The organism is Pseudomarimonas salicorniae, assembly GCF_023156535.1.
Classification (GTDB): Bacteria; Pseudomonadota; Gammaproteobacteria; order Xanthomonadales; family Xanthomonadaceae; genus Pseudomarimonas; species Pseudomarimonas salicorniae.
This window is the reverse complement of sequence record NZ_JALNMH010000003.1, coordinates 172,433-186,665: the sequence shown is the minus strand read 5'-3', so window position 1 is coordinate 186,665 and position 14,233 is coordinate 172,433. Positions and strand designations below refer to the sequence as shown.

Genomic DNA, 14,233 nt, shown 5'->3' with positions numbered 1-14,233 from the left:
AGGGTGGGGACAGCCCGGTCGGGAATCAAGCCGGAAAATCGCGTCAAGGGCGTAGCCCCGGGCTGCGTGAAGGCTTGGGTTGCCAGGGCAAAACCCAGTAAGATCAATCAGTAATCCGCAACACCTCAAGCGTGGTCTGAGTTGGCAAGAAACCCGAATAATCGATCCGCTGCCCTGCCTCCGAAGCAGCGGCTGCGCCGTGAGGCCTTGGTCCTGCTGGCCGTGCCGGTGCTCGTCTATCTGGCCGCCTGCCTGCTCAGCTATCACCCCGAGGACCCCAGCTGGTCTCACGCTGGCAGCGTCACCGGCAAGGTGCAGAACGTAGGCGGCGTGGCCGGCGCGTGGTTCGCCGACCTGGCCCTGGCCTTCGCCGGGCTGGCTGCCTACACCCTGCCCCTGCTGCTGGGAATCATCCTCTGGATCGCCCTGCGCCCGCGCCCCGGCGAGGAAGAGGCGCCGCTGACGCCGGCCCTGCGTTTCACTGGCTGCATCGGCGTCGTGCTGAGCGGGGCGGGTCTGTTCTTCCTGCAGTCTCCGGAGTGGGGCGGCGGCCTGCCCATGCAGGCGGGCGGTCTGCTCGGCCAATGGATCGGCGGCGGGCTGCGCCACCTCGTCGGCTTCCTCGGCGCCAGTCTGTTCCTGCTCGCCGTGCTGCTCATCGCGGTGACCCTGGCCACCGGCCTGTCCTGGTTCCGGCTGATGGATCGGCTCGGCGCCGGGGTCATGGCCCTGGTTCGCCTGGCCGGGCGCAGTGCCCAGCGCGCCGAGACCTGGCAGGCAGCCCGCGCGGCCAAGGCCGAGCGCGATGAGGTGCGCAAGGTCGAGACGGTCAAGCGGGCCAAGCGTGAGCCGGTCAAGATCGAACCGCAGCTGCCGCCGCCCACGCGCAGCGAGCGCGCCCAGCGCGAGCAGCAGATCCCGCTGTTCAACGTCAGCACGCCGGATGGCCTGCCGCCGCTGTCACTGCTGGACGAGCCGCAGCCGCAGCCCAAGGGCTATACCGAGGAGGCGCTCAATACGCTGTCCCGGCAGATCGAGTTCAAGCTCAAGGACTTCCGCATCGAGGCCCAGGTCGTCGGCGTCTTTCCCGGGCCGGTGATCACCCGCTTCGAGATGGAGCCGGCGCCGGGCGTAAAGGGCAGCCAGATCAGCTCGCTGGACAAGGACATCGCCCGCGGCCTGTCAGTGAAGTCCGTGCGCGTGGTCGACGTCATCCCCGGCAAGTCGGTAATTGGGCTCGAGATCCCCAACGCCCACCGGGAGATGATCTACCTGTCGGAGATCCTGCGCTCCAAGGAATACGACAAGGTCAGCAGTCCGCTCGCGCTGGCGCTCGGCAAGGACATCGGCGGCCGCCCGACGGTCACCGACCTCGGTCGCATGCCGCATCTGCTGGTCGCCGGAACGACCGGTTCAGGAAAGTCGGTGGCGGTCAATGCCATGGTCCTGTCGCTGCTCTACAAGAGCACGCCGCAGGACGTGCGCATGCTGATGATCGACCCGAAGATGCTCGAGCTGTCGGTCTACGAGGGCATTCCGCATCTGCTGGCGCCGGTGGTCACCGACATGAAGGAGGCCGCCAACGGCCTGCGCTGGTGCGTGGCCGAGATGGAGCGCCGCTACAAGCTGATGTCGATGGTCGGCGTGCGCAACCTCGCCGGCTTCAATCGCAAGGTGAAGGAGGCTATCGACGCCGGGCATCCGCTGAGCGACCCGCTGTTCGTGCCCAATCCGGCCCTCGACGAGCCGCCGCGCACGCTGGAAGAGCTGCCCTACATCGTCGTCATCATTGACGAGTTCGCCGACATGATGATGATCGTCGGCAAGAAGGTGGAGGAGCTGATCGCCCGCCTGGCGCAGAAGGCGCGCGCCGCCGGCATCCACCTGATCCTCGCTACCCAGCGACCCTCGGTCGACGTCATTACCGGCCTGATCAAGGCCAATATCCCGACCCGCATTGCCTTCCAGGTGTCGAGCAAGATCGACTCGCGCACCATCCTCGACCAGAGCGGTGCGGAAACCCTGCTCGGTCATGGCGACATGCTCTACCTGCCGCCGGGCACCGCCATGCCGGAGCGCGTGCACGGTGCCTTCGTCTCCGATGAAGAGGTGCATCGCGTGGTCGAACATCTCAAGCAGGCCAGCGGTGGGCCCGACTACTACGAGGGCGTGCTTGAAGAGGTGCAGATGCTGGCCGATGGCCAGGTGGTCGGTCCTGGCGGGCTGCCGGAAGCCGGCGAGGGCGGCGATGAGTCCGATCCGCTGTATGACCAGGCGGTGGCCATCGTCACCGAGACGCGGCGGGCGTCCATCTCCGGCGTGCAGCGACGGCTGAAGATCGGCTACAACCGCGCCGCGCGGCTGATCGAGGCGATGGAGTCCGCTGGCATCGTCACCGCGCCCGAGCACAACGGCGACCGCAAGGTGCTGGCCCCGCCGCCGCCCAAGTAATCGACTGCGCTCAGGAGGCCGCGGAAGCGGCGGTCTCCTCGACAGGTTCGTAGTGGCCGACGCCGCAGACGTCCTGACCGAAGCGTCGGAATATGACGCTCTTCTGCTCGATGCGGCCCGAAGCCGGATTGAGCCAGGCGTACTCGACCCGCCCTTCGTCGCCGGCCTGACTGGCCTTGCGGGTCATGAAGCTGGCGAGGCCGCTGCGTCCGCCGACGTTGAAGCGGTCGATGTCCACCCCCACCATGCGCGGAAAACCGCCGCTCGCACTCATCCGATGCGAGTCGTCGACGCAGAACACATACAGATCGCCGTCGCGGAAGGCCTGCTCCACGGTGAAATCCACCAGCGCCTGCTCCCGACCGACCTCGCCGTAGTGGGCCTCGGCCTGTCGCAGCAGGGTGTCGGCCGGGTCGGCCAGGACGGTCGAAGAGGCCAGCAGAAGGGGAAAAAACAGGCGATTCGGCATGTCAGGCAGGGGAGGCTCAAGGGCTGCGAAGCGGCCCGGCGCGCTGGCGCTGGACCGGATCGCCACGGTAGCAGCACGGTTCGCCACATTCCGTGAACCCGCCCGGGATGCCGGCCGAGCAGGCTGCCGCATATCGGATCGCCTGCGGCGCCGCGAGGCGCGAACTTCGTTCCCCGCTTGCCCTCCGGTGACTTGGGCGCCGCGCGCGCGGCACACTGATCGCCCTTGCGGAACAGACTCATGGCAGCAGAAGAACAGGACGACGCGCTCTCCGCGGTGCTCAGACGCATAGGGCTGCGCGGCCACGTCTACGCGCGGCCGCGGATCTGCGGCGACTGGCAGTTCAGCGCCGCCGGCCGCGGTCAGGCCAGCTACCATCTAGTCAGCGAGGGGCGCTGCTTCCTGCATATGCGTCACCTCGATCGCCCTCTGCCGGTGTCGGCAGGCGACCTGATGTTCTTCCCGCGCGACAGCTGGCATGCGCTGAGTGCGCTGCCGCGGCTGGAGGCCGATGGCGAGCTGCGCCTGCCGGATGCCGACGGGCTGGCGACGCGCCTGGTCTGCGGCCTGTACCACGGCGATGACACGGAGTTCGGCCGGCTGTTGCGGGGGCTGCCGGATCTGGTCCTGCTGTCCGCGGTCGAGGGAGGCGCCGCGCTGGAGCCGGTGGTGCGCATGCTTGCGGAGGAGGATGAAGGCGACCGTCCGGCCCGCGGCGTCCTGCTGGATGCCCTGTCCGAGGTGCTGCTCGCCCTGGTCCTGCGCCGGGCGATGGAGGCCGGGCAGATTGCCGACGGACTTCTGGGCGCGCTGGGCGACCCACGGATCGCACCCGTGCTCTCGGCGATCCACGCCGAGCCCGGCCGCAGCTGGAGTCTCGACACGCTCGCCCAGCTGGCCGCGCTGTCGCGAAGCCGTTTGACCGAGCGCTTCCGCGAGCTGCTCGACTGCAGTCCGCTGCAGTACATCGCGGAGTTGCGCATGCGCGAGGCCGGGGTGCTGCTGCGCGAGAGCCAGCTCTCGGTAGCGCAGATCGCCGAACGCCTCGGCTATGCCACCGAAACGGCGTTCCGGCGTGCTTACAGGCGCGTCACCGGACGCACGCCCGGTGACGCGCGTCGAGCCGGATGATCGGGCCGCTCAGCGGCGCATGCTCTCGGGTGTGTCGCTGCCCTCGCGGCGCCGCTGGTAGTCCTCGTAGCTCAGCCGCGCATCCTCCATGCAGCGCTGGTACTGCGCCTCGCTCGGCAGGCGGCGACATTCCTCGGCCACGCCGGCCCGCCCGCCTTCGTACCATTGCTTGGTGCTGCAGGCAGACAGCAGCAGGCAGGTGGCGGCCACAGCCGCGTAGCGAACGTCGAACCTCATCGTGTGTTCCTCCTCCTGCCGAACCAGCGAGCCGCAGCGAAAAATCCCCGGGCAGACTGCACGCCCCGCGCTGAACCATCAGCGTATCGGCATCCGCCGCGGCTGTGGCGTCCCCGCAACATCACCCACTGCATAGGGTGCGCCTCGGCGCACCGCGTAACTCCCGAACGCTCGGTACCGTCTCATTCCGCGCAGCGCCGGCCCCGTCGCCCCGCCGCAATCCGCCACGTGGCGTCGGTGCGCCCAGGCGCACCCTATGACAGCAGGCCGCGCCGGTCAGCCTCAACCGCCGTGCTCGACGACCTGGTTGCGGCCCATCTTCTTCGCGACGTAGAGGGCAGTGTCGGCATCGCGAAGCAGGGATTCGGGGGTGTCCTCGGCGCTGGGTACCCTGGACAGGATGCCGGCGCTGAGGGTGATGCCCTCCTGGTCATTGCCCAGCTCTCGCGGCGGCAGGGCTTCGACCCGGGCGCGCATGCGCTCGGCGACCTGGGCAACCGCAACGAGAGGCGCATCCTCCATCAGACAGACGAACTCCTCGCCTCCATAGCGTGCCACCAGATCGCGCTCGCGCTTGACCGTGCCCAGCACCTTGGCCACCGCGCGAAGGGCGCCATCGCCGGCGAGGTGGCCGTGGCGGTCGTTGTGGCGCTTGAATTGGTCGACATCGATCAGGATCAAGCCCAGGGGGCTGTGCTTCCGGCGCGCACGGTCGAGTGCGCGATCCAGCGTGTCCATCAGCCGGCGGCGGTTGGGCAGGGCGGTCAGCGGGTCAAGGTAGGACAGCTCGACCAGCTGGGCATTGGCCTCGCTGAGCGCCTGGGTGCGCGAATCCACCGCCCGCTCAAGCTGGCGCTGGCGGCGCAGCAGGTCGCGGTGGTAGGCAAGCACGAGGCCCGACAGCAGCAGCGCGCCGAGCAGGAACCCGACAAGCTGGATGCTGCCGCGCTGCCACCAGAGTGGCGCCACCTCGAGCGAAAGCCGCAGCGGTTCCGCCTCGACGCCGGCGAAGTTCCGCGCCTGGATCTCCAGCGTGTAGTCGCCGGGCGGCAGCTTGCCGAAGCTTCGTCCGTGTTCGGTGGACCAGGGCACGAAATCCGTTTCGTAGGGCTGCAGCCTTGAGCGGTACTGCGTCTCCGATTCGCGCTGCCCACCGAGCAAGGCGAATTCGATCCGAAGCGCACGATTGCCGGCGGGCACCGACAGGGCGCCGGAGGCCGGAGCGGCCAGGCTCGCGCCCTCGGCCATCGCCTGCGTCAGGCGGAGCGGTCCTGCGACGCCCGCGGCCGCGTCAAACTGCGCGGACGGGTCGTAGACGCTGAGTCCGCCAAGGGTCCCGACCCAGAATCGATCGTGCGCATCCACCTGTTGGCCGTTGCTGTTGCACTCATCGTGGACGAGACCGTCGCGGCGGTGGAAGACCCGCTCGGCATAGCCGCCGGCGGGCAGGGGGGTGAGCTGCTGCACGCCATTATTGGTGCAGACATAGACCCTGCCTCGGGAATCGGCGGTCACGCTGTAGACCGTGGGGTCGGGTGGTTCGGGCACGCCCGAGGCATCGAGAAGCCGGGGTGGCTGCTCCGGATCCAGCGCGAGACGGTGGACTCCCTCGCGCAGGCTGCTGGCCCACACCTGCCGGCCTCGCGGCGTATCGATCACGGCCACATGGCGGAACGGCATGTTGCGAAGTGGGGGCAGCAGATCGCCGATCGACTCCATCCGCTCGCCGCGCCAGCGCATCAGTCCGCCACCGCTGGCCAGCCAAACGGCATCTTCGTCGCCGGTCGGTTCGATGGCCAGGCCCAGGGTGGCCCACTGGCTGCCGGGCTCGGCTGCCAGCATCCGTGTCCAGCGGCCCTCGCGCAGCCGCCACGCACCGCCCTGGAGCAGGCCGATCCACCACTCCGTGCCGGCATCGCCCCTGCGCGACACGGCCGCGGTCACTGCCTCGGCCCGGCTCTTGGGCCAGGGCGTTTCCAGGCGAGTGAAGCGCAGTGCCTCGTCGATCCTGAACAGCTCGCCACCGCCCACGCCCATCAGGCGCGTATACCCCCCGTGGCCATCGGACACCCGCCAGATGCCGCGTACCGCGAGCTGCTCGAGCTCGAGCGCCTTGGCATCGAAATGCCGCCGTCCCTCCTGGGTAATGAGGTGCAGGCCCTCGCGGGCACTGCCCAGCCACAGTCGCTCGCCACCCTGGCCGTCGGGTTCGACCAGCACGCCGAAGATGCCGTTCTCGCTGCTGCCGAGCAGGGACACGGTCTGCCAGGCGCTTTCCCGGATCCGCAGGCGGGCGAGGCCGGCTTCGGTCGCTACCCAGAGCAGGTCCTCGCCGCCGGGATCGCGCTGCACCCGAAGCCCGCGCACCGCATCCGAGGGCAGGCCGTGGCTTCGGTTGAACACCCGGGTCCCGCGCTCGTCGATCAGCACCAGGCCGCCGCGGGTGGCGAGCCAGAGGCGGCGACGGCCGGTTTCGTCGTAGGTCGCCTCGCCGGAGTACACGGCCGAGCTGGGCAGTTCTCCGGCCTCCACGCTGTAGTGGCGCTCGCCTTCGGCGCTGATCCGCAGCACCCCGCCGCCATAGGTCAGCAGCCACAGCTCCTCGCGGCCCTGGTCAAAAGTGCGCACCAGATCGGTGTACTGGGCATGGGTCAGCGCCGCGACCTTGAAGCGCTGCCAGGTGGCCTGCGGCTGGTCGCGACGACGGAACCACAGGCTGCCGTCATGCCGCGCGCTCCACAGCCGCGGCTCGCCGAAGAGGGTGTCGGTATGCGCAAGGCCCATGGTGTGCCCGGGCAGCGGTTCGCCGTGCTCCTCGAGTGGCTCCCAGCCCTTGGGGCCGTAGCGCATCGCGGTGTACTCCTGGGAGACGTACAGCGTACGCTCGCCACTCGCCGCCACATCCGCGGCGAAACGATGGGCGAAGCGCCGGTGCCCGCTCAGCGACCAGCTTCGCGTGGCCTCTTCGTAGCGGGCAAGGCCCTCGCGCTCGAAGATCGCCCACAGCGAGCCGTCAGGCGCGGTCTCCATCTCGCGGACCAGACTGCGTGCCCCGGGCAGCTCGTAAGGGGTGAAGCGGTAGCCATCGAAGCGGGCCAGGCCAGAAGCCGAGCCGGCCCAGACGAAACCCTCGCGGTCGATGCCCACGGTGCTCCAGATCTCGTCGGACAGGCCATCCTCGGGCCCGTATACCTGGAAGACCGGCGCGCCGAGGTCGGTGACGTCCAGCGGGCGGGTGCCCTTGGCCAGGGCGACGCCGGCAAGCAGCAGGCAGGCCGGCCACGCGACCAACCGGGCCGAGCGTCTCATGACCATGGAAGGCCGCCATACGAGATCATGGGGCGAGTATGGCCGCTAGGCCCGGGCGCCGACAAAGCCTCGTGCGAGATCTGCTGCCGAGGCGACACTGGCAGGATGGGGCGGAAGAACGAGAACGGGGAGGGGCGATGAGCAAGAAGCGCGTGCTGGCCTTCGTGCACGGATGGAGTGTGACCCACACCGACACCTACGGCGGGCTGCCCGAGGCGCTGCAGCAGCAGGCTGCCGCGGCCGGGCTGGAGATCGAGGTCAAGGATCTCTGGCTCGGGCGATACATCAGCTTCCACGACGAGGTCACCCTCGACGACCTGGCCCGCGCCATGCAGCACGCGATCACGCAAGACCTGGGTGCGCCGGCGAGTTTCTCCTGCATCACCCACTCGACCGGTGGCCCGGTGGTGCGGCGCTGGGTCGACCGCTACTACGGTCCGCGCAACCTCGGCGACTGCCCGCTGCGCCACCTGCTCATGCTGGCACCAGCCAACCACGGGTCGGCGCTGGCGGTGATCGGCAAGAGCCGGCTGGGGCGGATCAAATCCTGGTTCGGCGGCGTCGAGCCCGGCCAGGGCGTGCTCGACTGGCTGTGCCTTGGCAGCGATGGGGCCTGCGACCTCGCCGATCGCACAACCCGACACCAGGCCCGCGGCACCCGCTACTGGCCCTGCGTGCTCAGCGGCGAGACCGTGGACAACAAGTTCTACGACTTCCTCAACAGCTACCTGGTCGAGAAGGGCTCGGACGGTGTGGTACGCCTGGCCGCGGCCAACATGAACTACACCTACTTCCGCCTGGACCAGCGCGGCGACGAGCTGATCGAAGGCCATTTCGGCAAGGCCCACGCGCTTGCGGTGCGGCCCGGGCTCGCGGCGCGGCCGGACCCCAGCCCGTTCTTCGTGATTCCGGGCGCGAGCCATTCGGGCGAGGACATCGGCATCATGCGCAGCGTCAAGCCGGGAAACGTCGCGCGCAAACCAGTGGTGGAGCAGCTGCTGCGCTGCCTCAAGGTCGACAGCCCGGCCGAGTACGATCGGCTGCTCGAAGAGGCCGCGACCTTCACCGAGGAGACCCAGCGCGCCCATGCCAACAGCCAGTACGGCGGCGTGCTGCGCCGCTTCGTGATGCTGGTGTTCCGGATCCGCGACGACGAGGGCCGGGTCATCAGCGACTACGACCTGTTCCTGCTCGGCAAGGGTTTCGAGCCCGATACGCTGCCCAAGGGGTTCTTCGTCGACAAGCAGAAGAACGAGAAGAGCCATGCCCTCGTCTATTACCTCGACTACGAGCAGCTCAGGAAGGTCGACGAGATGGGTTTCCATATCCACGCCCGCCCGCACTTCGGCGCGCCGGGCACCGAGCGCCCGGACGTGTTCGCCGGCTATACCCGCGCCGAGTTCCGCCTCGGCCGCGAGCAGTTCGAGCGCTACATCCGGCCGAACGAGACGGTCTACGTCGACATCACCCTGCGCCGCACCGTCGACGCCGAGGCCCTGCGTTTCGAGCCGGCCAGTGACGGGAAAAAATCGTTCAAGCGGCAGTCGCCGGGCGGAGAGGTCGTTGATGTCTAGCCCCCGACGGCCCCATCCAACCGACCCTTCAACGCCTCTACGGCGCTCCGTTGGACGGTCGCAAGCGCTTGTTCAGCGCCCTTCGCCGGCACCGGTATGTCTGCGCCCCCGCAGTATCTGCGACATCCAACGAAGCCCGTTTTCGTAGGAGCGCACACGGGCGCGACCGCAGCGTCTCGTGTTCACCACAGACCGCGGCCAGAGCGAATCTCCGCGGTCGCGGCCATGTCCGCTCCTACGCAAAGCGCGCAATCCCTGGGCCGAACGCAGGGCTTGTCACCCGCGGGTGATAGGCTGGCTGCGCCCAATCGCACGCAGCCCGAAGGAACCGGTCATGCGCTTCAACCTGATGGAACTGTCGGCCGGGGAACTGGACGAGTTGATCGTCGAGGCCGCCAAACGGCGTGCCGAACTCGAGCCCAAGGTCAGTACCCAGCCGCCCGACCCCTGGACCGCCCAGGTCAACCCGGCCTGGAGCGTCAGCCTGGTCGAGCAGGGCAGCCTGCTGCGCATCCGCCACACCGGACTGGGCTGGATCTGCTTCGTGATTCCCGCCCAGGAGCGCGCGGTTCTTCTCACCGCCCTGCTGCAGCACGCCCTGCTGGCGCGCGCCGATCTCAAGGTCACCATCAAGGGCTCCGGTGGCGAAGGCGACGCCGCCGTGCCCGGCGGCTCGGTGCACTGAGGCCCCATAGGGTGCGCCTGGGTGTACCGCGCGGTATCGCAAGCTTCGACAGCACCCCGATGCGCGCGGCAGCGATGCCCGGCGACCGACCGCGGCAGTCCGCCACGCGGGGTTGGTGCGCCGAGGCGCACCCTATGATTGCCCACGGCCGCTTCTGTCGAGGGCGGCGGGATGCTGTGTCCGTCGCGAAGAGTTGATTGATCAATCGATGGGCTAAGTGGCCCGCCGCAGCGGTGGTCGCCGGTCGGCTCGCCAGGCTGCCCAGACCAGCAGGGCCAGCGCCGGCAACAGATGCGACAGCGCAATCAGCAACGCTAGTTGCCCGAGGGTGTCGAGCCGCAGCTGGTTGAGGGAGGGCGAGGCCTGCATGACCCGGGCCGACTCGCAGCCGGGCAGGGCGCCGCCGGCCTGCCGGCGCGCGGCTTCGACGGCCTGCGTGAAGCCTGAGGCCTCAAGGCCGGCGACCGGCAGCAGCCAGTCGCTACGATCGTTGAGCAGTCGGGATCTCGAGCGCGCCGACGCGGCCCCTTCACCCGTCCTGAGCCCCAGCCAGAGGCAGCCGCGCTGTCCGTCGAGTGGCGCCACGTAGTAGCTCGATTCGATCCAGCGCCCGTCGCCCAGGTAGCGGCGGTGGGCGTAGTGGCCGATAGGGGCGGCAGTGGGCGTCAGCTCCGCAGTCCACGGATACAGCCGCATCGCACCGCGTTCGGCTGCGATCGCGCCGGCGTCCAGCGGCGGCGCCTCGCTGGCGCGGAGCTGCCATTGCAGGTGGCCGGCCACATTCGACCCGCCGATGATCAACAGCATCGCGGCCAGACCCAGGCAGATGATGTAGCCCCAGCCAACCGGCCGCCCCCTCGCGTCACGTGCCAGCCGGGCACCGATCGAGCGATGCAGGATCAGAGGGAAGAGCAGGAAGGCAGGAAAACCGACCAGCAGCCCAAGCAGGGCGCCGCTTGAGATGCCGAAGACGGCAGCGGCCAGGGTGGTGCCAAGCAGGCCGAGAACGGAGGCGGCAAGCAGCAGGCCGTGTCCCCACGCCAGGTTCCGCACCCAGGCGCGGAGCGCGCCGTGACCAGCGGCGCCCGTGCGGGGCGCCCCGCCCGCCACCCAGCGCTCGATTGCCACGACCGCGCCGCCAGCATGGTCCGGATCGGCGCTGCCGGGGTCGATCATCGGCAGCGGCAGCCCCGAGGGTGGCGCACCATCTCTTCGGATCGCCAGTTCGCAGCGATGCTCGATACGCTTGCGCGGCGGGCCCTTGGCCGGGCGCACGGCGATCTCCACCTCTACCCGTTGCACCGAATCGATCTCGCTGCGGTTGAAGGCCACGCCCCGGGAGCCGTCCCAGAGCAGCAGCGCATCGGGCCCTAGATGCAAGCCGCGGCGCCAGCGACCGGCGCGAAAGGCGCGGCGCTGCTCTATCGCGGCCCAGGCCTTACGCCCGGGCAGGACGCTGTAGCCGAAGCAGGCCAGGGCGATCGATGCGTAGATCCAGGCCAGCGCAGTCGCTGCGCCGGAGATGCCGAGCGCGAACACCAGGCCCGCAGCCCAGGCCGCGAGGGTCTTCAGCAGCGGAGGCAGCAACGGCGAGAGGCCCTCGCCGATGAGCAGCCAGCCGGATGGCAGGGGCGTGGCCGGATCGGTGAGCTGCCTGAGTCCGGCGGGCAGCTCGGCGGCCGGCAGCATGGCAAGGGTTGCAGGCGGCATCGCGTCGGAGCATGGCTTGGGAACGACCGCTACTGTAGCGTCTTCAGCGCGGGCGGGCCCGGCGTCGGCGGATCGTCGTGCTGAGTGGCGCGCGCAGCAATTCCGTGCAATCGCTCCGGCAGGCGCGTAGGCTGCCGTTTCCGCGCGGCCTTCGGGGGGAAGGACCGGTGCTTTTCAACTCGCTGACTTTCGTCGCCTTCTTCGCGTTGGTGGTGGCCCTTCACCGCATGCCGTTTGCGTGGACGGTGAAGAAGGGCAACCTGCTCGTCGCGAGCTATCTGTTCTACGCGGCCTGGAATCCGCCCTTCGTGATCCTGTTGTGGATCTCGACGCTCGCCGACTGGTTCCTTGCGCGACGGATCCATGAGTCCGACTCGCCCGGCAGGCGGCGGCTGCTGTTGTGGGCCTCGATCGCGGTCAATCTCGGCATGCTTGGCTACTTCAAGTACGGCGGCTTCGTACTGGAGAACTTCACCGAGGCGATGAACGCCGCAGGCATCGCCTACCAGCCTGCAGAGTGGGACATCGTGCTGCCGGTCGGAATCAGTTTCTACACGTTCCAGACCATGGCCTACACGCTGGACGTGTACCTGCGCCGTGCCCGGCCGACCGGCTCGTTCCTGGATTTCGCCCTGTTCGTGACCTTCTTCCCGCAGCTGGTCGCAGGTCCCATCGTCCGTCCCACCCACCTTATCCCGCAGTTCGCCCGGCCCTGCATCGCCACCGCGCGGCAGGTCGGCTGGGGGCTGATGCTGATGGTGCTCGGGCTGTTCCAGAAGGTCGTCGTGGCCGACGGCATGCTGGCGCCGGCCGCCGACGAGGTGTTCGGTGCAGGCCAGGGCGTTGCCCCCGTCGATGCCTGGATCGGAACGCTGGCCTTCTCGGCACAGATCTTCTGTGACTTTGCCGGCTACACCACCACGGCAATCGGCGCGGCCCTGGTGCTGGGCTTCTCGCTGCCGGACAACTTCCGTTTTCCCTACGCGGCAGTCGGCTTCAGCGACTTCTGGCGACGCTGGCATATATCCCTGTCGAGCTGGCTGCGCGACTACCTCTACGTGCCGCTCGGAGGCAATCGCAAGGGGCCCGGGCGAACCTACGTCAACCTGATGCTGACCATGTTGCTCGGCGGCCTTTGGCACGGCGCTGCCTGGACCTTCGTGGTCTGGGGTGGCCTGCACGGGCTGTATCTGGCCGCCGAACGATTCCTTCGCGCACGCATCGGCCACTGGGCCTTGTGGGATCGCTGGCTGTCGCGGCTCGGCCTGGCGCTGCTCACCTACTTCCTGGTCAACATCACCTGGGTCTTCTTCCGCGCGCAGGATTTCCCCACCGCTGCGCGCCTGCTCAAGAGCATGCTGCTGATTACCCCCGACGGCGCGCCGGTGCTGACCCACTGGCTGATGGTCAGCAGCCTGGTGCCGGTCGGCCTCATGCTCGCGCTGCACTGGCATATGCGCGATCGCCAGCTGCACGAGGCCGTGCAGCGACTGCCTGCGGCCGTCGTCGGGATGCTTTGGGGCCTGATGCTGCTGGCCATCCTCGTGACCCAGGGAGGTAGCAATGCCTTCATCTACTTCCAGTTCTGAGCGCGACCCGACCGGGGCGCAGGCCCCCGCCGCCGCCGACCCGCCGCAGCGGGCGCTTCCCTCCACCCGGCTGGGCCTGTCCTGGGTGGTGAGCCTGCTGCTCTGCGCCGCCGGGCTGATCGGCTGGGAGGCTTACTGGCGCGACTTCGGCTCGGAGCCCTCCATGCGCAACAGCGCCGGTCTGTGGGCGATACAGCGGCGCCGGATCGACGAGGGCGAGGGCGATGCGCTGGTCCTGCTGGGTTCCTCCCGGGTGCTGTTCGACGTACAGCTGCATGTCTGGGAGCGGCTGAGCGGGCAGCGCCCCATCCAGCTCGCCCTGGAGGGCACCACGCCCTTGCCCTTCCTGCAGGATCTCGCCAATGACCCGGATTTCTCCGGAAGCCTGCTCGTGGGCGTCGCCCCGGACGTGTTTTTCTCAGGCTTCCGCTTTCGCGGCGATGCGCTAGACCACTATCGGCGGGAAACCCCGTCGCAGCGCATCGGCCAATGGCTGTCGATGCATCTGCTCGAACCATGGCTCGCCTTCTATCAGGGCGACTACGCACTGTTCACCGTGCTTGCCCGCCAGCCCTGGCCTGCGCGCGCCGGCGTCATGAATCTGCTCGATGTGCGCCGCCTGATGGTGAACGAGCCCGACCGCAACTCGCGGATGTGGGACAAGCTGCTCAAGGATCCCGCCTATGCCCAGCTGGCCCGGGATATCTGGTCCCAGTTCTTTGAGCTGCCGCCGCCACCGGGCATGGATCCGGCCAAGGTGCTGGAAGAGCAGATCGCCGAGACGGTCGCGGCGATCGACACCTTGCGCCAGCGCGGGGTGGAGGTGATCCTCGTGCGCCCCCCCAGCGATGGTGCCTACTACGAGTTCGAGCAGCGGGTGTTCCCCCGCGCCCGCACATGGGATCCGCTGGTGGAGCGCGCCGGTGTGCCGGGCATCCACTTCGAGGATTTCCCCGACATGCAGGGGCTGCACCTGCCCGAGTGGTCGCACCTTTCGCCGGCCGATGCGGAGCGCTACACCGAGGCCCTGTACCACGCCGTCGAGGCGGCGCGTGGCGACGCCGCCGACCCGCGATAG

At 68.9% G+C, this 14,233-nt stretch carries 10 protein-coding genes; 6 read left to right on the top strand and 4 right to left on the bottom strand.

The genetic code is table 11. The annotated features are described in order from the left end of the window. Positions 1-141: 141 nt before the first annotated feature. The gene (locus M0G41_RS05095; RefSeq protein WP_248205997.1) at positions 142-2,451 is read left to right on the top strand and encodes a DNA translocase FtsK; all 2,310 of its coding nucleotides are present in this window, start codon (positions 142-144) and stop codon (positions 2,449-2,451) included. A 10-nt stretch (positions 2,452-2,461) separates the two neighbouring features. On the opposite strand, the gene M0G41_RS05090 is transcribed toward M0G41_RS05095, so the two are convergent. After that, complete coding sequence (locus M0G41_RS05090) at positions 2,462-2,920, bottom strand: cache domain-containing protein (protein ID WP_248205993.1); 459 nt, start codon at positions 2,918-2,920, stop codon at positions 2,462-2,464. A gap of 240 nt (positions 2,921-3,160) precedes the next feature. On the opposite strand from M0G41_RS05090, the gene M0G41_RS05085 reads away from it, so the two are divergent. Further along, the gene (locus M0G41_RS05085; RefSeq protein ID WP_248205990.1) at positions 3,161-4,051 is read left to right on the top strand and encodes an AraC family transcriptional regulator; all 891 of its coding nucleotides are present in this window, start codon (positions 3,161-3,163) and stop codon (positions 4,049-4,051) included. A 9-nt stretch (positions 4,052-4,060) separates the two neighbouring features. Here M0G41_RS05085 and M0G41_RS05080 read toward each other — a convergent pair whose 3' ends face one another. Both M0G41_RS05080 and M0G41_RS05075 read right to left on the bottom strand, forming a co-directional pair. Next, entirely contained in the window at positions 4,061-4,288 is a 228-nt protein-coding gene (locus tag M0G41_RS05080; RefSeq protein ID WP_248205988.1) for a hypothetical protein, read from the bottom strand. 282 nt (positions 4,289-4,570) lie between these two features. Then, positions 4,571-7,603, bottom strand: a complete 3,033-nt coding sequence (locus M0G41_RS05075) for a ligand-binding sensor domain-containing diguanylate cyclase (RefSeq protein WP_248205984.1) — start codon at positions 7,601-7,603, stop codon at positions 4,571-4,573. A 131-nt stretch (positions 7,604-7,734) separates the two neighbouring features. On the opposite strand from M0G41_RS05075, the gene M0G41_RS05070 reads away from it, so the two are divergent. Together M0G41_RS05070 and M0G41_RS05065 are read left to right on the top strand one after the other, a co-directional pair. Continuing rightward, the gene (locus tag M0G41_RS05070) at positions 7,735-9,171 is read left to right on the top strand and encodes a lipase family protein (RefSeq protein ID WP_248205981.1); all 1,437 of its coding nucleotides are present in this window, start codon (positions 7,735-7,737) and stop codon (positions 9,169-9,171) included. 334 nt (positions 9,172-9,505) lie between these two features. Then, positions 9,506-9,856, top strand: a complete 351-nt coding sequence (locus tag M0G41_RS05065; RefSeq protein WP_248205980.1) for a hypothetical protein — start codon at positions 9,506-9,508, stop codon at positions 9,854-9,856. Positions 9,857-10,069: 213 nt separating this feature from the next. On the opposite strand, the gene M0G41_RS05060 is transcribed toward M0G41_RS05065, so the two are convergent. Further along, entirely contained in the window at positions 10,070-11,545 is a 1,476-nt protein-coding gene (locus M0G41_RS05060; protein ID WP_248205977.1) for a hypothetical protein, read from the bottom strand. 188 nt (positions 11,546-11,733) lie between these two features. Here M0G41_RS05060 and M0G41_RS05055 point away from each other — a divergent pair, with 188 nt between their 5' ends. Further along, positions 11,734-13,155, top strand: a complete 1,422-nt coding sequence (locus tag M0G41_RS05055) for an MBOAT family O-acyltransferase (protein ID WP_248205972.1) — start codon at positions 11,734-11,736, stop codon at positions 13,153-13,155. Continuing rightward, positions 13,130-14,233, top strand: a complete 1,104-nt coding sequence (locus tag M0G41_RS05050; RefSeq protein ID WP_248205970.1) for a hypothetical protein — start codon at positions 13,130-13,132, stop codon at positions 14,231-14,233. The genes M0G41_RS05055 and M0G41_RS05050 overlap by 26 nt, the downstream gene beginning before the upstream one ends.